Source organism: Streptomyces sp. CA-294286 (genome assembly GCF_050947155.1).
Taxonomy (GTDB): Bacteria; Actinomycetota; Actinomycetes; order Streptomycetales; family Streptomycetaceae; genus Streptomyces.
Genome location: NZ_CP192005.1, coordinates 2,707,681 through 2,725,703 on the forward strand (window position 1 = coordinate 2,707,681; position 18,023 = coordinate 2,725,703).

15 protein-coding genes and 2 pseudogenes are annotated in these 18,023 nt (G+C 72.7%); 9 read left to right on the forward strand and 8 right to left on the reverse strand.

What is annotated here, in order from left to right; genetic code table 11:
• Positions 1–206 precede the first annotated feature (206 nt).
• Entirely contained in the window at positions 207–2,324 is a 2,118-nt protein-coding gene (locus ACQPZG_RS16800) for a pectinesterase family protein (RefSeq protein WP_433546565.1), read from the reverse strand.
• Between the two features lie 433 nt (positions 2,325–2,757).
• The gene (locus ACQPZG_RS16805) at positions 2,758–3,756 is read right to left on the reverse strand and encodes a PRC and DUF2382 domain-containing protein (RefSeq protein ID WP_433546566.1); all 999 of its coding nucleotides are present in this window, start codon (positions 3,754–3,756) and stop codon (positions 2,758–2,760) included.
• 344 nt (positions 3,757–4,100) lie between these two features.
• Between ACQPZG_RS16805 and ACQPZG_RS16810 the strand changes: the two genes are divergently transcribed.
• A complete protein-coding gene (locus ACQPZG_RS16810) occupies positions 4,101–6,470 on the forward strand; it encodes an ATP-binding protein (protein WP_433546567.1) in 2,370 nt (789 codons plus the stop codon).
• On the opposite strand, the gene ACQPZG_RS16815 is transcribed toward ACQPZG_RS16810, so the two are convergent.
• Positions 6,434–6,589, reverse strand: a complete 156-nt coding sequence (locus ACQPZG_RS16815; RefSeq protein WP_433546568.1) for a hypothetical protein — start codon at positions 6,587–6,589, stop codon at positions 6,434–6,436. The genes ACQPZG_RS16810 and ACQPZG_RS16815 overlap by 37 nt on opposite strands.
• A 252-nt stretch (positions 6,590–6,841) precedes the next feature.
• Here ACQPZG_RS16815 and ACQPZG_RS16820 point away from each other — a divergent pair, with 252 nt between their 5' ends.
• Positions 6,842–7,330, forward strand: coding sequence for a hemerythrin domain-containing protein (locus ACQPZG_RS16820; protein ID WP_433546569.1), 489 nt, complete (start codon positions 6,842–6,844; stop codon positions 7,328–7,330).
• A 202-nt stretch (positions 7,331–7,532) separates the two neighbouring features.
• Entirely contained in the window at positions 7,533–7,967 is a 435-nt protein-coding gene (locus ACQPZG_RS16825; protein ID WP_433546570.1) for an ATP-binding protein, read from the forward strand.
• Between the two features lie 453 nt (positions 7,968–8,420).
• Here the strand turns inward: ACQPZG_RS16825 and ACQPZG_RS16830 are convergent, their stop codons facing one another.
• Both ACQPZG_RS16830 and ACQPZG_RS16835 read right to left on the reverse strand, forming a co-directional pair.
• Positions 8,421–8,783: a hypothetical protein gene (locus ACQPZG_RS16830; RefSeq protein WP_433546571.1), complete on the reverse strand. Its 363-nt coding sequence runs from the start codon at positions 8,781–8,783 to the stop codon at positions 8,421–8,423.
• Positions 8,784–8,835: 52 nt separating this feature from the next.
• Complete coding sequence (locus ACQPZG_RS16835; RefSeq protein ID WP_433546572.1) at positions 8,836–9,813, reverse strand: LLM class F420-dependent oxidoreductase; 978 nt, start codon at positions 9,811–9,813, stop codon at positions 8,836–8,838.
• A gap of 212 nt (positions 9,814–10,025) precedes the next feature.
• Here ACQPZG_RS16835 and ACQPZG_RS16840 point away from each other — a divergent pair.
• The 4 genes and pseudogenes from ACQPZG_RS16840 to ACQPZG_RS16855 all read left to right on the forward strand — a co-directional run.
• Positions 10,026–10,487 (forward strand): annotated as a pseudogene (locus ACQPZG_RS16840) (cation:proton antiporter regulatory subunit); the annotation flags it as partial.
• Between the two features lie 98 nt (positions 10,488–10,585).
• Positions 10,586–11,917 carry a cation:proton antiporter domain-containing protein gene (locus tag ACQPZG_RS16845; protein ID WP_433546573.1) on the forward strand — a complete coding sequence of 444 codons (1,332 nt, stop codon included), beginning with the start codon at positions 10,586–10,588 and terminating at the stop codon, positions 11,915–11,917.
• Between the two features lie 207 nt (positions 11,918–12,124).
• Positions 12,125–12,754 carry a hypothetical protein gene (locus tag ACQPZG_RS16850; protein WP_433546574.1) on the forward strand — a complete coding sequence of 210 codons (630 nt, stop codon included), beginning with the start codon at positions 12,125–12,127 and terminating at the stop codon, positions 12,752–12,754.
• A gap of 198 nt (positions 12,755–12,952) precedes the next feature.
• Entirely contained in the window at positions 12,953–13,408 is a 456-nt protein-coding gene (locus ACQPZG_RS16855; RefSeq protein WP_185034114.1) for a tellurite resistance TerB family protein, read from the forward strand.
• 134 nt (positions 13,409–13,542) lie between these two features.
• Here ACQPZG_RS16855 and ACQPZG_RS16860 read toward each other — a convergent pair whose 3' ends face one another.
• The 3 genes and pseudogenes from ACQPZG_RS16860 to ACQPZG_RS16870 form a co-directional block, all read right to left on the reverse strand.
• Positions 13,543–14,208: a CatB-related O-acetyltransferase gene (locus ACQPZG_RS16860; RefSeq protein ID WP_433549439.1), complete on the reverse strand. Its 666-nt coding sequence runs from the start codon at positions 14,206–14,208 to the stop codon at positions 13,543–13,545.
• A 252-nt stretch (positions 14,209–14,460) separates the two neighbouring features.
• Positions 14,461–14,916, reverse strand: a pseudogene (locus tag ACQPZG_RS16865) (GNAT family N-acetyltransferase); the annotation flags it as partial.
• 35 nt (positions 14,917–14,951) lie between these two features.
• Positions 14,952–16,181: a M23 family metallopeptidase gene (locus tag ACQPZG_RS16870; RefSeq protein WP_433546575.1), complete on the reverse strand. Its 1,230-nt coding sequence runs from the start codon at positions 16,179–16,181 to the stop codon at positions 14,952–14,954.
• A gap of 276 nt (positions 16,182–16,457) precedes the next feature.
• Here ACQPZG_RS16870 and ACQPZG_RS16875 point away from each other — a divergent pair, with 276 nt between their 5' ends.
• Positions 16,458–17,195, forward strand: a complete 738-nt coding sequence (locus ACQPZG_RS16875) for a GAF domain-containing protein (protein ID WP_433546576.1) — start codon at positions 16,458–16,460, stop codon at positions 17,193–17,195.
• Positions 17,196–17,275: 80 nt separating this feature from the next.
• Positions 17,276–18,019: an ANTAR domain-containing protein gene (locus ACQPZG_RS16880; RefSeq protein ID WP_433546577.1), complete on the forward strand. Its 744-nt coding sequence runs from the start codon at positions 17,276–17,278 to the stop codon at positions 18,017–18,019.
• The last annotated feature ends 4 nt before the right edge of the window (positions 18,020–18,023 follow it).

Genomic DNA, 18,023 nt, shown 5'->3' on the forward strand with positions numbered 1-18,023 from the left:
GGGCCGCCCCTTGCCCACCCGTGCCGCCCCTTGGGCGGACCTCTGCCCAAGGGACGGCACGGAGGGGGGCAGGAGCGGCCCGCTGCCCAAGGGGGGCGGGGAAGGCGGCCCGCTGCCCAGGGGGCGGCACGGGTGAGGAAAAAGGGGGGCCCGCTGCCCAGGGAGGGCCGGGAAGGGGCGGCCCGCTGCCCAGGGGTGGAGGGGGGTCAGGAGGGGGTGGGGGTCCAGTCGCCGAGCCAGGTCCTGGCGGTCTGGGCGGCGGCCTGGGCGTCGGACAGGTGGGGGCGGTCCCCGGTGGCGGGGCCCGCGCCGGGGCCGGTGTTGCCGTACTCGGCGAAGCGGTCCTTCTTCCAGGAGAAGCCGCTCATGTCCGTCCACGGGGCCGGCTTGATCGCGTCGCTGAGCCTGGTGTTGCGGATGGTGGCCTGCGGGCGGAGGGTGGCGTCGCCGCCGGCGTGCCAGGGCCGGCCGAGGTGGAAGCTGCGGGGCGAGACGTCGCCGTTGACCGCGGAGTGCGTGATGAGGAAGCCCTTGCGGTTCGCGGCGGTGCTCGGGGCGGTGACGTAGCCCGCGGAGGTGCCGTTCCAGCGCTTCTTGACGGTGATGACCGACTGGGTGATCACTGCGGTGGCACGGCCGAAGACGAAGTCGACGTTGCCGGTGATGTACGAGCCGCTGACGTGGACGCGGCCCAGTCTGTCCCTGCCCGCGGTGTCCAGGAGGAGCGTGTCCTGGTCGCCCTCGGCGATGATGCCGTCGAGCACGATCCGGTCGGCGGCGGTGCGCAGGGCGACGGCCTGCTGGTTCTGGACGTGCTGGTTGCGGGCCTCGTCGAAGTCGTTGGAGACGGTGAGGTTGCGCAGCTGGGAGTCGTCGGACTCGACGGCGACGGTGGCGCTGCCGCCGGTGCCGTACGGGCCGGAACCGTCCGGCTTGGGCGTGCCGGCGGCGTTGTTGTAGACGATGACGGTGTCCTTGCGGCTGCTGCCGGTGCCCCGGAGGGTGACGTGCGGTTTGTTCGCGGGGATCTTCACCAGCTCGCGATAGGTGCCGGGCTTGACGGCGATCTCCACGCGGGACGCGTTGTTCACGGGGACGGCGTCGACGGCCTTCTGCACGGTCGAGAACTGGCCGGAGCCGTCCTTGGCGACGGTGAGCGTGCGGGCGGCGGCACGGGGAGCGGGCTGGGCGGAAGCCGGGGCGGGACCGGTCGTACCCATCCAGGCACGCGGTCCCGCGCCGGACGTGAGGAGGGCGGGGACGGCGGAGGCGCTGTCCAGCGTGTACGGGTAGAACTTCCGGGGGTCGAAGGCGGGGGCGCTGCCGCCGCTCTCGTTGCGGCCGGTGGTCCGTGCGAAGGCGTTGCCGCGCTGGGTGACGGTGGCCGTGGCGTCGCGGGTGACGGGGTTGTGCACGCCCTCGAAGTAGGAGTTCTCCAGGACCATGTTGGTCCTGCCACGCGCGTAGTTGCCGTACGCGGAGGTGATGGCGGTGCCGGGGAGGTCCTGGAGGAAGTTGTTGTAGAGGTGGGCGCGGGCGACGTTGTCCGTGGACGGGTTGCGCTGTCCGGTCTCGCGGAACCAGTTGTGGTGGATGGTGAGCTGGGCGGTGGCGTGGGGGGTCCAGCCGATGCCGAAGGTCTTGTTGTTGTCGCTGAGCTTGTTCCAGGACACCGTGATGTAGGTGCTGTCCTTGCGCAGGTCGATCAGCCCGTCCGCCATGCGGCGCAGGTCGTTGTGGTCGATCCAGACGTGGTGGGCGCCGTCCACCTGGACGGCGTCGAAGTCCCGGTCCTTCTCGTTCCAGGTGCCCTGGTAGGAGTCCCGGATCGTGAGGTTGCGGATGATGACGTTGTGGACGCCCTTCCCGAGGAAGAAACCGCCGCCGACGAGGTGGCCGGAGGTTCCCGCGCCCACGATCGTCTTGTCCGAGGCGACCTTGATCTCCTTGCCGACCGGGTTCATGCGGATCGTCGCCGCGACGACGATGACGTACGGCTCGGGGGCCGTCGCGTACCGCTCCAGTTCGGCGAGGGTGCGGACGGTCACGGTCCTGCCGTCGCGGCCGCCGTAGGTGCCCTTCTGTCCGAGGGCGTGCACGGAGGCGAAGCCGTCGGCGGACTCCCTGGCCCAGGCGGTGTTCGCCGCCGACGCCTTGGACGCGGCGGCGTCGGCGGCGGAGGCGTGCGGCTGGGCGGTCTCGCCGAACAGGCCGAAGGCGCCTCCGTACGTCATGGCCCCCGCGGCGGCCAGGGCGAGGGGGAGGCCCACAACGAGGGCCGTCTTGCGGCGGCGGTGCCGGGGCTTGCTTCTGTACTCGGTCATGGGGGATCCGTTCCGGCCGGGGATGGGGAGCGGGGACGGTCCGGTTCCGGTGGATCCGGCGTCCCGGTCCCTCTGTTGCCGCCGGGGGAGAAAAGGTTGCCCGTGCCGCTCGCGCGACCTGCGGCTCACCGGGTCGCGAGACGGGGCCCGGGGACGGGCGTGCGCCGATTCGGGCGCGGGACGCTCGAATCGGCGCACGGTACGCGACCGAGGAGCGCAGCACGCAGCCCGCTCGCCGACCGCCTCCCGCCGCCCCACCCCACGTCACCGAACCGCGCCGTGAACCCTGCGCCGCGCGGGACGCCGGCGCCCCGGAGGGCGTCGGCGTCCCGTGTCGCGTCGGTGTCGGTGTCGGAGGCGGACTGTTGCCGGTGAGGTCGACGCATGCGCGGGGCGCCCGGTGGGCCGGCGCATGCGAAGGGTGCCGGTGGGGTCAGCGCATACGGGGGTCGTCGCGGTAGCCCTCGCGGGTGTTCGCGTGCTTGGCGTGCACCCCGTCGTCGAACTCGATCTCCTCCTTGCGGACCTGACCGGAGACCTCCTGCTGCTCGGTGACCTTGTAGACCTCCAGGCGGATGCGCTCCACCGGGACGGTCTCCTTGCGCATCACCGCGCGCTCCTCGTGGAGGATGACCTCGACCTTCTCCTCGCCGATGTCGGCGTGGGTGTGGCCCATGCGGCGCTCCTCCTCGGTGATGGGAACCCGGGTGACGCGCACCTCCTCGTGGCTGACCTCGACGGACTTGGTGACGTCCTCGGTCACCACGCGCTTGCGCAGCTGGGCGCGGCCGCTCTCGTGCTCCTCGGTGGCGATGTCCAGCCGCTCCTCGGAGATGAGGATCTCCTCCATCTGCTCCTTGCCCCCGGCGGCGTGGCGGCCGGTGTGCCCGAGGTCCGGGACGCCGCTGCGGGTCGGCGCGCCCGCGCCGGCCAGGTCGCGTGCGGAGGTGCCCGTTCCGGCGAACGAGCGGGCGGAGGTGTCGGAGTGACCGGAGTCCGACCGCGTCCGGCCGGACGCCGCCATGCCCGTACCGGCGGCTCCCGCCGCGTGGCGGCCGGTGGAGGTGAAGCCGTTCGACGCGGCACGGCCGTGGTCGCCGGGGCCGGTCAGGCCGTAGTGCCGGTAGAGGGTGCCCTCTTCCGAGCGGTCGAGGTGGCCGTCGACGTCGATGCGCGGCGCGTCCTTGATGAGGTCCTTGCTGTGCGGGACCCGGAGTCCGTTGTCGGTACGGGTGGCGCCGGACAGCGGGACGAAGGTCTCCTTCGTGCCGAACAGGCCGGTCCGTACCGTGACCCACTCCGGGTCTCCGGTGGAGTCGTCGCGGTAGACCTTCTGGACGGCTCCGACCTTGTTGCCCTCGGCGTCGACGACGTTGGCGCCGTCCAAGTCCTCGGGGGTGAAAGTGCTCATGTGGGGGTGGGGAGAGGTCATGGGGGTCTCGTCTCCTTCCGTTCCGCGCAGCACCGAGCGATTGCGGTGCCCTGCGCATGTCTCCAGTGCGCGCGCCCGCCGCACGGCCCGCGACCGCAGTGATCGTTCCGCCGCGCCCTCCCGGTGCCCCCGAAGGCCCGCACGCAGCCCGTACACGGCGCGTAGCAGGCCCAACACAGTCGGAGGATCGAATTCCGCCCACTTACTCCGATCGGGTGAACCCGTCAGGGGGTGCGGTCTTGCCCCATACCGTCACCAGCTGTCACCGTACGGTCCGCACGCTGACACGGCCCGCCTCGACGGGCCACACTGGACGCACCTGGAGACCGCGTGTGGGGGGCGACATGGCACTCGGCTACACCCGGCGCACCGGCACGCTGCCCGTCGAAGTGACCGGCTTCGTCGGGCGGATCCCGGAGCTCGACCACGTACGCGGGCTGCTGCGCCGCTCGCGCCTCGCCACGCTGACCGGCCCCGGCGGCGTCGGCAAGAGCCGCCTCGCGCTGCGCACCGCGCTCTCCCTCAAGGGGGAGTACGAGGACGGCGTCGTCCTCGTCGAGTTCTCCGCCCTGCACGACCCGGAGCTGCTGCCGGGCGCGGTGGCCGGCGCGCTGGGGGTGCCCGAGCAGTCGGGGCGGATGATGCTGGACGTGGTGATCGAGCATCTGTCGGACCGCCGGGTGCTGCTGGTGCTGGACACCTGCGAGCACCTGCTGGACGCCTGCGCGCTGCTCGCGGACCTGCTGCTGCGGGAGGCCCCGGGCGTGACGGTACTGGCCACCAGCCGTCAGCCGCTCGACGTGCCCGGCGAACACACCCTGCTCGTACCGCCGTTGGGCGACGACGACGCGATCGACCTGTTCGCCCAGCGCGCGTCGGCGGTCGTGCCCGGCTTCGAGGTGCACGCGGGCAACCGCGGCGACGTACTGGCCCTGTGCAAACGGCTGGACGGCATTCCGCTCGCCATCGAGCTGGCCACCGTACGACTGCGGGCCCTGCCCCTGGCGCAGCTCACCGCCCGCCTGGAGCAGCGCTTCCAGGTCCTGACCGGCGGGCGGCGCAGCGCGGCGCTCCCCCGTCACCAGACGCTGCGCACCGCCATCGACTGGAGCCACGAGCTGTGCTCGCCGCAGGAGCGGCTGCTGTGGGCGCGGCTGTCGGTGTTCGCCGGGTCCTTCGACCTGACGGCCGTCGAGGAGGTGTGCGCGGACGAGGAGGACGGCGGTGCGGCCGGTGCGCACGGGCTGGGCCGGGAACAGGTCCTGGAGCACCTGATAGGGCTCGTCGACAAGTCGGTCGTCCTGCGCGACGGCGACGAGGGCGCCCGCTACCGGCTGCTCGACACGATCCGCGAGTACGGCGCTGACCGCTGCACGGACGAGGAGAGGGAACGGTGCGGGCGACGCCACCGCGACCACTACCTGAGCCGCGCCTCGTACTTCTTCGAGATGCTGCTGAGCGCCGAACAGGTGCCGCTGTACTGGCAGTTGCGTCGCGATCTGGCCGATCTGCGCGGCGCCCTGGAGTACTCGCTGTCGCGGCCGGACGGCGTGCGGCCCGCGCTGGTGATGGCGGCGCGGCTGTGGCCCTTCTGGTCGACGGCCGGCCTCTTCAAGGAGGGCCGGTACTGGCTCGACAAGGGCCTCGCGCTGGACCCCGAACCGTCGCGGGAACGCTCCCAGGCCCTGCTGTGGGGCAGCCTGCTGGCCGTCATGCAGGGCGATGTGGGCCCGGCGCTGGCGGGGTTCCAGGAGACCTGCCGGGTCGCCGAGGCGTGCGGCTCCGAACTCGACCGGGTGCTGGCCCTCGGTTACATCGGCGGCATCGCCTGGCTCCTGGGCGACGAGGCGACCGGGCGCGGCACGCTCGCCGAGGCGCTCGCCGGGCAGCACCGGATCGGCGACCCGCTCGGCCTGGTGGTGCACCACTACCAGAGCTCGTACGTCCAGTCGCTGATACGGCACTCCGACGAGTCCGACGCCCACGCGGACGAGGCGCTGCGGCTGATCGCGGCGGCGCCCGGCGGCGGGACCGGCGAATGCATGATCACCAGCCAGGTGCTGGGCATCAAGGGCATGGCCGCGTGGACGCGCGGGGACGCCCCGGAGAGCGTCCGGCTGGCCCGGGAATCGCTGCGCGCCAGCCGGGAGTTGAGGGACTTCTTCGCCACCACGAACTCGCTGGAACTGCTCGCGTGGGGTTCCGCGGAGACCGGCAGGTGCAGGACGGCGGCCTGGCTGCTCGGCACGTGCAGCGAGCTGTGGCGCAGGATCGGCTCACCCATGATCGGGGTGGCGATCTACCAGGACGACCACTCGCGGGTGGAGACGCTGCTGCGCAAGAAGCTCGGCGAATCCGAGTACCGGCTGCTCTTCGGGCAGGGAGCGGGGCTGACGCTCGACCAGGCCGTCGAGCTCGCCCTGGCGGGTGCCGCACGGCCCGTGACCGACGCGCCCGCGGGCGACCGTGCGCCGTCCGTCGAACACCTGACGCGGCGCGAGCGGGAGGTCGCCGTGCTGGTGTCGGAGGGGCTGACCAACCGGGAGATCTCGGAGCGGCTCGTCATCTCGAAACGGACGGCCGACGCGCACGTCGAGCACATCCTCGCGAAGCTGGGCTTCTCCTCGCGGACGGAGATCGCGGCCCTCGCCGGAGAGGCTGCCGGGGGCGGCCGAGGTCAGTCGTCGGAGCCCTTCGACGCGGGCCGCAGGTAGCGCGCCGCCGCGCTGAGGACCGCGACCGCGAAGAAGAGGGCGAGGAGGACCAGGGCGGCCGGCGGCAGCTCGGCGAGCGGCGTCCGGGCGGCGAGGGCTGCGGGGTGCGCGGGGTTCATGGCGCACGTGTGCCCCGGGCGGACGGATCGGAACGTGGCTTCCGCCGGAAGGAGGAGGGGGCCGGTGGCGTTGACGGCGGGGCCGGCCGCCTGCGCACGAGGAGCGGCCGTCGCGTCCCGGGCTCCGGAACCGGGCGGCGCGGCGCTTACCCGGACGGGCGAACCACCGTGACGGAGGCGGCATCCGGGGGTATCCGGGTGGCACAGCCCGCACCGGCTCCCGGTGCGGCCCGTACGGAGGAGGACTCACCCATGACCACCACGGACGTCGTCGAACTCATCCTCAAGGACCACCGCACGATGGAGGACCTGCTGCGGAACATGCGCAGCTCGGAGGCCGACCGGGCCAAGGCCCTCGACGAGTTCGCGGACCTGCTGATCGCGCACGCGCTCGCCGAGGAGGCCGAGGTCTACCCGGCCCTCAAGCGCTACAAGAAGATCGACGAGGAGGAGGTCGAGCACGGCGAGGAGGAGCACGAGGAGGGCAACGAGGCGCTGCTCGCCCTCATGGAGGTCGAGGAGGTCGGCTCCGACGAGTGGGACGAGAAGCTGGAGGAGCTGTCCGAGAAGATCTCCCACCACACCGACGAGGAGGAGCGCACCATCCTCAACGACGCCCGCGCGAACGTCAGTGACGAACGCCGGGCCGAGCTGGGCGCCGCGTTCACCCGGGAACGCGACAAGCAGCTCGCGTCCGGCTGTGGCAGCCTGGACAACGTGCGCAAAATCGTCAAGCACTGACCGAGTTTTCTCAGCTGCACCCCCTGTGGCCTGCGGAAACACCGGCCCGTCCGGCACCGTGCGCACTCCCTGAGATTGCCATGACTGAAATCGCGCTTTGGGGGAAAGCGCGACAGCAGAGCACCGGACTTCACGGGGGACGTCAGGTGTACGACACAGGACGGCGGTGCGAACGGTGCGGGAAGCGACGGTGGCTGCGGAAGTGACCATCCCCTTCAGTGCCAGCGCGACGTATGACGGCGCGCCGGGCACCATCGGGGAAGCCCGCGATTTCGCCGCGGACTTCCTGGTACGGGCCGAGGCGCTGCACGGGGTCACGGTCTCCCCGCGTACGTCGGGGACGGTCAAGCTGGTGGTCAGCGAACTCGTCACGAACGCGGTGAAGTACGCGCCGGGGCCGTGCCTGCTGGACGTGGCCATCGACCGGGACGGATCCGACGCGGGCGCCGGGACCGGCCGCGACACGCTGCGGATCACCGTCTGGGACACCGACAGCAGCCTCCCGCAGCCCGGCGCGCCCGATCCCGAGCGGATCGGCGGGCACGGCCTGGAACTGGTGCTGGCGCTGTGCAGCAAGTACGACATCCAGCGGCTGGCCGGAGGCAAGCGGGTACGGGTGCACCTGCCGCTGGGCTGAGCGGCGTCCCTCGCACCCCGGCACACCCCAACCGAGCGACGCACCACCTCGCACCCCGGCACGCCCCAACCGAGCGACGCACCACCTCGCACCCCGGCACGCGCCAGCCGAGCGACGCACCACCTCGCACCCCGGCACGCCCCAACCGAGCGACGCACCACCTCGCACCCCGGCACGCCCCAACCGAACGGCCGACCACCACGCACCCCGGCACGCGCCAACAAAGCGACGGGCCGACTTGCACCCCGGCACGCCCCAACCGAGCGGCCGACCGACCTCGCACCGTGGCATGCCGCTCGTCCGTCGGAGCGAGGACACCCGCCCGGCCGACCTCGTCCCCGCCGAACCTCCCGCACCCCGTACGCCGAGGGCCCCCGTCCGGAGGTGGACGGGGGCCCTCGGCGTACGTGCGGGCGCGTGGAGCCCGTCCCGCACCGCGGCGTGGCGTGCGTGCTACCCGTCGCGGCCGGCCAGCCGCAGCCTGACCTCCCGCTCCTGGTCGCCGGACGCCTCGCCCTCGTCCACCAGCGAGAATCCCGCGTTCAGTGCGTCCCGGACCAGCTCCACTCCCTCCGGCGTGCCCTGAAGGGTCACCGTCACCGGGCCGGAGAGGGAGGACGGACCGGCGGCCCCGTCGGTGTGCGCGTCGTCGGGGACGTCGAAGACGGACGTCCACACCGTCGGCCCCGCCCCCGGGGTGTCCTGCGGCATGTCCCCCGGGCCCCGGTCCGAGGACGGGAATCCCTTCGCGAGGACTTCGAGGACCGTGCGCGCGTCCTGCGCGGGACAGTCCGTGACGGTAACCGTGACCTTCATGGTCATACCTCTCCTTGTGCGGTCGTTCCGGACACCACAGTGCGCCGGGGAATCACAGTTCGCGCAGCGCGGGCAGCAGTTCCTTCTCCGCCCACTCCAGGTACGGTTCCTGCTGGTCGCCGCCGATCTGGACGAGCGCCACCTCGGTGAACCCGGCCTCCGCGTACGGTCGTACGGCCTCGACGAAGTCCTCCACCTTCGAGCCGCAGGGGATGGTCTCGGCCACGTCCTCGGGCCGGACGAACTGCGTCGCCCCGGCGAAGCCCGCCGGGCCGGGGAGTTCGGAGTTCACCTTCCAGCCGCCCGCGAACCAGCGGAACTGGTCGTGCGCCCGCGCCACCGCCGCGTCCCGGTCGGTGTCGAAGCACACCGGGAGCTGACCGACGCGCGGCTTGCCCGTGCCGCCGTGCCGGTCGAACGACTCGACGAGTTCGGCCTTGGCCTCCGTCGCGATGACGAGGTCGCCGAGCCGTCCGGCGAGTTCGCAGGAGCGCGGGCCGGAGACCGCGATGCCGATGCCCGGGAGGTCGAGCCCCTCGTCCCCGGGCAGGTCCCACAGCTTCGCGTTCTCGACGTCGAAGTGCGCACCGTGGTGGTTGACGTTCTCACCCCGGAACAGGGCCCGGATGATCTCCACGGCCTCTTCCAGCATCTCCAGGCGTACGTGCGCGGCCGGCCAGCCCGCCCCCACCACGTGCTCGTTGAGGTTCTCGCCCGATCCCAGCCCGAGCCGGAAACGGCCCTGCGAGAGCAGCTGCATCGTCGCGGCCTTCTGCGCCACGACGGCCGGGTGGTACCGGAGGGAGGGGCAGGTCACGTACGTCATGAGCGGGATCCGCTCGGTGGCCTGCGCCGCCGCGCCCAGCACGCTCCAGGCGTACGGCGCGTGGCCCTGCTCCTCCAGCCAGGGGAAGTAGTGGTCCGAGGTGACGGAGAAGTCGAAACCCGCCTTCTCCGCGCCCACCACGTGGTCGACCAGGGCACGGGGCCCGGCCTGCTCGGTCATCATCGTGTATCCGATTTGCACCATGCTGAGCGCCTCTCCGGGCAGTGAGCCCCGAAACGTGCGAAACCCCCGCCGATCATGAGCCACATATCACCGTACATGCACCCAAAGGACCTCACCACGGCGCAGGATAAAGTAATGGAACATTAAAGTCGACCAGTCTTGTCACGTTCTTAACGCCGTTCTCCGCACCTTCCCCGGCCGTCAGCAAGCCCTGATCTCCTCCGGAGGCCCCCATGGGAACCCGCCGTTCCACACTCCCCGGCATCGGCACCCAGTACGACTTCGTCACCGAGGGCGGGCGGCACGTCTCCGTCGTCGTGCACCACGACGGCCGCCGCTTCCTCGGGTTCTACGACCGGGACGACCCCGACGCCTGCCAGCAGGCGATCCCGCTCTCCCCGGACGAGGCGACCGCCCTCGCCCACCTCCTGGACGCCTCCCCCATCGACGCCGTGCGCACCGACGGCATCGACCTGGTCACCGAGCACATCCCGGTGACGTCGAGGTCCCCGTACGGCGGGAAGCTCCTCGGCGACACGAAGGCCCGCACCCGTACCGGCGCCTCCATCGTGGCGGTGCTGCGCCGTGCCAGTGCGCACCCCTCGCCCGAGCCGGCCTTCCGCCTCGCCATCGGGGACACCCTCGTGGCGGTCGGCACCCGGGAGGGCGTGGACACCCTCGCGGACCTGATCGCCGGGACGTCCTCCGGCGCGACCGCCGACACCGCCCGCGGCGACGCGCGGGACGCCCGTGCCGCCGCCGGCGCCGACGACTGAGGGACGGACCGATCGCCTTGCACCACACCACCGCTCTCCTCATCGAACTGGGCGCCGTCATCCTCACCCTGGGGATCATCGGCCGCCTGGCCGGCCGAATAGGCCTGTCCCCGATCCCGCTCTACCTCCTGGCCGGTCTCGCCTTCGGCCACGGCGGGCTCATCCCGCTCGACGCGAGCGAGGACTTCACCGCCGTCGGCGCCGAGATCGGCGTCATCCTGCTCCTGCTCCTGCTCGGCCTGGAGTACAGCGCGAGCGAGCTGGTCACCAGCCTCAAGACGCAGTACCCGTCCGGCATCGTCGACTTCCTCCTCAACGCGGTCCCCGGCGCGGTCGCCGCCCTCGTCCTCGGCTGGGGCGCGGTCGGCGCGGTCGCCCTCGCGGGCGTCACCTGGATCTCGTCCTCCGGCGTCATCGCCAAGGTGATGACCGACCTCGGCCGCCTCGGCAACCGGGAAACCCCCGTCGTGCTGGGCATCCTGGTCATGGAAGACCTCGCGATGGCGGTCTACCTCCCGCTCCTGACGGCGATGCTCGCGGGCGTCGGCCTGGCGGGCGGCAGCATCACGCTGCTCATCTCGCTGGGCACGGTCGGCCTGGTCCTGTACGCGGCGCTGCGCCACGGCCGGCTGATCAGCCGTGCGGTGTCCTCCGACAACCCGGAGATGCTGCTGCTGGTGGTGCTCGGCCTGACCGTCCTGGTGGCGGGCCTCGCCCAGCAGCTCCAGGTCTCGGCGGCGGTCGGCGCCTTCCTCGTCGGCATCGCGCTCTCCGGCGAGGTCGCCGAGGGCGCGCACAAGCTCCTCGCCCCGCTGCGGGACCTCTTCGCCGCCGTCTTCTTCGTCTTCTTCGGCCTCTCCACGAACCCGGCGGACATCCCGCCCGTACTCCTGCCCGCCCTCCTGCTCGCGCTCGTCACCACGTTCACGAAGATCGGCACGGGCTGGTACGCGGCGAGGCGGGCCGGCATCGGGCGCAAGGGACGGCTGCGCGCGGGCGGCACGCTCGTCGCGCGCGGCGAGTTCTCGATCGTCATCGCGGGCCTGGCGGTGGCCACCGAACCGCGCATCGGGCCGATCGCGACCGCGTACGTCCTGATCCTGGTCGTCATCGGCCCGCTGGCCGCCCGCTGGACGGAGCCCCTGTTCTCCCGGCTCCAGGGGCTGCCGGGCAGGCGCAAACCGCCGACGGCGGGCCCGCCGACCATGGAGGACATGATCGCGGCGGAGACGGCGTCGACGCCCCCGGCCGAGCCCCTCTCCGGCGAGGCGCCGTTCCCTCCCGACGGCCCACCCGTCGGGACGCCCTCGCAGGCGGCGGAGACCCCGCCCCAGGCGGCACGGTCCTGACTCGCTCGATCGGACGCAGCGTCACACTCGTCCGCCGAGCCCGGAACCGGCCGGAAACACGAGGTCACAGGGCTGCCCACCCGTCGGCGGGCAGCCCTCGGCCATGACGCTCCGTGGCTGAAATATTGCGGTGCGTCAACACCCTTCGGACGGTGGAGAGGAGCACCCCGCTCCCTCGCACCTCTGAAAGGAACCCTCTCCATGCGCATGTCCCGCAAAGCCGGCCTCCTCGTCTCGACCGCCGTGTGCGGCGCCCTCGCCCTGGGCACGGCGGGCCCGGCCATCGCGGTCGTCAACGACCACCCGGTGACCTCCGAGGCCGCCCCCGGCCCGATCCCCGGTGCGGAGGCGCTCACCGGGCAGGCGAAGAGCCTGGCGGACACCGCCGGCGTCCTCAAGCCGGTCTCCGACCTCGTGGGGGCGGTGCTCAAGGCCCCCGACGGCAAGGTCGCCCCGGACGCCGCGGCCATGCTCGGCAAGCCCGTCGACGAGGCGCTCGCCACGCTGTCCAAGCCGGTTCCCGCGGCCAAGGCCCCGGCCGACCCCGGCCTGAAGGCCAAGGCGGCGGCGGACCTCCGGGCTGACGTCACCGCGCTCCTGAAGGCGGTGGAGAAGGGCGACCCGAAGGCCACCGCCGCCGCGGTCAAGGCCGTCATCACCGGCAGCGTGAACGTGCTGGCCGCCGTCCTGCTCGGCGACGGCCTCCCGGCCCCCGACCTGAAGGGCCTGCCCGAGCTGCCGAAGGTCCCGGGCGCCGCCACGACGCCGCAGGCCCCCGGCACGGCCACCCTCCCGGCGCCGATCGTCCCCGCGGAGCCCGCCCACCCGGGACAGTAGCGACCGCACCGGAGAGGCCCACGCGGACCGACCGCGTGGGCCTCTCCGCGTTCCCGGCGGGCCCCGTCCCCGGCGAGCCCCGCCCCGTCCCCGGCGGGCCCCGCCCCGTCCCCGGCGGCCCCTTGGGAACTCCTGCGGCTCACATCCTGTTAGATTCTACAAAGCTGTAGATCAATCACCTGAAGACGGAGACACTTCATGGCCCTGTGGGACCGCCTCAAGGAAACCGCCTCTACGATGCAGACCCAGCTGGAGTCGAAGAAGAACGAGCTGAAGAGCGGCTCGTTCCGCGACGCGAGCATGGCCATGTGCGCGCTGGTCGCGGCGGCCGACGGCAGCATCGACCCGGCCGAGCGGCAGCGCGTGGCGGCCCTCATCGGCACGAACGACGTCCTGAAGAACTTCCCCGCCGACGACCTCCAGCGTCGCTTCAACGACTACTGCGGCAAGCTGACGGCGGACTTCGCCTTCGGCAAGGTGAGCGTTCTCCAGGAGATCGCCAAGGCGAAGAAGAAGCCGGCGGAGGCGCGTGCGGTCATCCAGATCGGCATCGTGATCGGCGGCGCGGACGGCGACTTCGACAAGTCGGAGCAGGCCGTCGTACGGGAGGCCTGCTACACGCTGGACCTGCCGCCGCACGAGTTCGACCTGTAGGCACGGCGGACCGGCGGGCCGTCCGGGCACTCACACACCCGGACGGCCCGCCGCACGACGTCCTGCCGTTCGACGTCCTGCCGTTCCACGTCCTGCCGTTCCACGTCCTGCCGTTCGACGGCCCGCCCCGCGCCTCAGCGCGGCGCAGCCGCCTCCAGTTCCTCCACGGTCCCCGCCATGACCACCCGCACGTGCTGCGTCAGGTGCTCGACCGGCCAGTCCCACCAGGCCACCGCCAGCAACCGGGCGATCTCCCCGTCCGTGAACCGCTTGCGGATCAGCCGCGCCGGGTTGCCGCCGACGACGGCGTAGTCCGGTACGTCCGAGGTCACGACCGACCCGGCGGCGACGATCGCCCCGTGCCCGATCCGCACGCCCGGCATGACGGTCACGCCGTTCCCGAGCCACACGTCGTTGCCGACGACCGTGTCTCCGCGCACCGGCAGGTCCGCCAGCAGGTCCGCGTGCGGCCCCCAGGCCCCGCCCATCATCGGGAACGGGAACGTCGACGGGCCGTCCATCCGGTGGTTGGCGCCGTTCATGAGGAAGCGCACCCCGGTGGCCAGCGCGCAGAACCTGCCGATGCGCAGCAGTTCCGGCCCGTAGTGGTAGAGCACGTGCCGCGTCTCGAAGGCGGTCGGGTCGTCGGGGTCGTCGTAGTACGAGTAGTCCCCGACCTCGATCAGCGGCGACTTCACGAGCGGCTTCAGCAGGACCACCCGGGGCTGGCCGGCCATGGGATGCAGCGTGCCGGGGTCGGTGGCCGCCGACCCCGCGGCCGGGGATGTCGATGCGGTCATGGGCTCTCCTCGTCGGTCACTGCGGTACGGGACGGCACTGCGGGACGCCACGGCACTGCGGTACGGGACGGCACTGCGGGACGCGACAGTGCTGCCGCGCACGACAGCGCCGCGGTACGCCACGGCACTGCGGTACGGGGTGGTGGGCGCTCCCGGCGTGGAGGTCGCCGCCGCGCCCGGCGTGCCGGACGGCTCGGGCACCGCGTAACACCGCACTCCGACGAACTCGCCCCCGCCCCAGTCCTGTTCACCCGAGCCGAGCAGCCGGCACCCGATCCGTTCGTAGAAGGCGACGGCGCCGGTGTCGGCGGCGACCACGTCGAGCACGGCCCGCCGCCCCCACTTCCGTGCCGCCCGGCTCACTCGGCCCATCAGGGCCCGGCCGGCTCCGCCGCCCCGGCCGTCCGGCGCGACGAACAGCCGCGCGACGACCGCCAGGGGCTGCTTGGCGCCGTCCCACAGACCGGGAGCGACGTCCCCCTTCGCCGGGTCCGCCGCCGTCAGGGCCACGTGCCCGACGAGCCGGCCGTTCCCGGACTCGGCGACCCACGCGCCGAGGGAGCCGTCCGGCACCAGCCAGCCCGCCGGTTCCGCGGGCCAGTCGCGCGGGTACCCGCTCGCCTCGTGCACGGCCCTCAGCATCCGTACGCACGCGTCCAGATCGGCGTCCCGTCGCCTCCGTACCACCACCGTGCTCATCGGCCCCATCCAAACACCCGGACGGTGATCTTCGCAGCGGGTTTTCACACGGAGACGCCGTGCTCCCGCAGCCAGGGCAGCGGGTCGACACCGGATCCCAGCTGGGGCGTCACACGCACCTCGAAGTGCAGATGCGGGCCGGACACGTTGCCGGTGCGGCCCGACAGCCCGATCGTCTCGCCGGCCACCACCCGCTGCCCCTGGCGCACCCCGAAGACGGACAGGTGCGCGTACTGCGTGAAGTAGCCGTTCGCGTGCCGCAGGATCAGCTGGTTCCCGAACCCGTCCCCGCACCCGAGGAAGTGGACGGTCCCGTCGCCCACCGCCCGTACCGGCGCGCCGTCGAACACCGCGAAGTCCTGGCCGGTGTGCCGGTGCGCCCACCGGCCCCCCGTCTCCGCGAAGCCCGACGACAGCGGCGCGGGATCGACCGGTCGCACCCACCGCGGGGCGGCGGCCCGGTCGGCCGGCGCGGGCGGCGGGCCCAGCGGCTGCACGTCGGCTCCGCCGGCGCACGGCGGGCCCGGCGCGCCCCGGGCCGCCCGGCCCAGTGAGCGGCCCGCCTGGCCCGCCGCCGCGCGCCGTCTCTCCTCGGCGGCGCGCAGTCGCTCCTGCGCCCGTCCGAGTTTCCTCTCCACGGTCCGCCGGGCCGCCGCCCGCCGCGCCGACTCCGCCCCGAGCTTCCCGAGCAGTTTCGTGGACGCGGCCCGGTCCCGCGCGAGCCGTGCCCGGGACTCCCGCACCCGCGCCAGCAGCGTCGCCGTCGCGTGTCCGCCCCGGCCTGCCAGCGACACCCGCTCCAGCATGTCCTCGGGCGACCTGGCGGCCAGGAGTCCGGCCGTGTACGTGAGCGGGCCGCCGCCCCGCCGGTACTGACCTCGCGCCAACCCCCCCAGGGCGTCCCGCAGTCGGGCGATCCGGGCCCGCTCGACGCCTTCCGCGGCCCGCAATCGCACCACCTCCCCGCGCACCCGCCCGACCGCTCTCCGGCCCGCTTCGTGCGCCTTCACGGCGGCCCGCGCCTCCCGGTACAGCCGCTCGACCTCTGCCGTCCCGGGCACGGGCTCGGCGGCCCTCACCACACCACCGGCACCACCGCCCACACCTCCCATCGCCTGCGCACCCATGCCCGCGCCCGCTCCCATGCCCGCACCCGGGCCCGCACCCATGCCCGTGCCCGCGTCCGCGTCCGCGTCCGCGTTGACGCCCAGCACGAGACAGGCGGCCATCGACACCGACACCGCGCACTCGCGGGTGAATCCGACTCGTCGCATCGACCGACTGTGACCACCCGGCACCCGGTCGGCGCGGTACCGGCGCGAGCGGCGCGCGACAGGGTCACTCAGGTGCAGCAACAGGAGTCCGCGAAACCACCGCGCCGTCCCTCCCGACACACCCCCGTACCAGCCTCTGCCCCTGCCGTCCAAGGCATTTGAACCAACGCCTGCCGGGCGGGCATCCTGGGAGGACAGCAAAGACGCCGTTCGGCAGAGTGCGGCACCACGGGGCGTGGGCCGCGGTCCGGTTCACGGTGTTCGGAGTGATGACGCGTGTCGGCTTGCCTGTTCGAAGAACTGGACGCACTGGTCGGCCTGTTGAGCACACGAGGTGCCGGGCCGTCCGGGGAGTGGACCGTGCACTGCGCCGGGTTGCTGGGGCTGGACGGGGTGTCCGTGTCCGCCGCGACGCCGGACGGCGGGGACGAACTGCTCTGGTACAGCGACCCGTTGGCAGCACGCCTGGCCGACCTTCAGTTCACGCTCGGCGAAGGGCCCGGCGTCGAGGCCGCCAGGGACGGTTCCCTGCACCTGATCGCGGACGTACGGAACCTGCCGCACTCGCGCTGGGCCGGGTTCGCCCCCGGGTCGGTCGAACTCGGCGTACGGTCCGTGTTCGCCCTCCCGCTCAGGCTGGGGGCGATCCGGATCGGGGCGCTGATCGGGCACGGCTGCGAGGCGCGGGCCCTCACCGAGGAGGGTCTCGAAGCGGCACTGGCACTCTGCGACGCGCTCACCCACCACCTGCTGTCCACCGCGTCACAGGACGGGGCGGGCGCACGGGCGCAGGAGGAGCCGCACGGCACGCTGCACCGGGCGGTCGTGCACCAGGCGTCCGGCATGCTGAGCGTCGATCTCGGGGTGGATCTCGCCACCGCCCTGGGGCGGCTTCGCGCCCACGCGTTCGCGCGGGACCGGCCCGTCGTCGCCGTCGCCCGGGACGTCGTCGCACGGCGGCTCCGGCTGACCGACGACCGCGGCCGGAGGGACATCGGGCGCGAACCGCCCTGAACTCTGTGGAGAGACGTGGAAGAACGCAGGAACCCTGCACGCACCAGGAGTCGAAGCCGTAGGAGCCGAGGAATCCGACCATGACCAGGGAACGTGAGCTGACACTGGCGGACGCCTTCGTCGAACTCGCCGACACACTCGTCGACGAGTTCGACGTCATCGATTTTCTTCATCAACTCACTTCGAGATGCCGTGAGTTGCTGGACGTTTCTGCTGCGGCGGTACTGATCGCCCCCGTCAACGAGCCGCTGCGCGCGGTCGCACCCTGCGACCCCGGCGACGCCCTCGCCGAACTGCTCGACGTCACCGCGCACGAGGGGCCGGCGCTGGAGTGCCACGCCGGGGACGGAACCGACGCCGAGGACCTGACACGCATCGACCTCTCGCGGGCGGACGCGCGGTGGCCCGTCTTCGCACCGCTCGCCCGCCGCGCCGCGTACACCTGGGCGTGCGCACTGCCCCTGCGGCTGCGCCGCGAACGCCTGGGCAGCCTGCTGCTCCTGCGTACCGGCGAGGGGCCGCTGTCCGAACTCGACATCCGGCTCGGGCAGGCACTCGCCGACGCCGCCGCGATCGGCCTCGTGCACGAACGGACCCTGGTCGCCCATCAGGTCACCGGCATCCAGCTCCGCACCGCGCTCCAGAGCCGCATCCTCATCGAGCAGGCCAAAGGGGTGCTCGCGGCCCGGCTGGCGGTGGGCGTGGACCAGGCGTTCGCCGTCCTGCGGCGGCACGCCCGCAGCAACGGCAAACGGCTGACGAGCGTGGCCCGCGAGGTGATCGACGGGGAGCTGACGCCTGAGGCGGTGTCCGGGGAGCGCTGAGGCC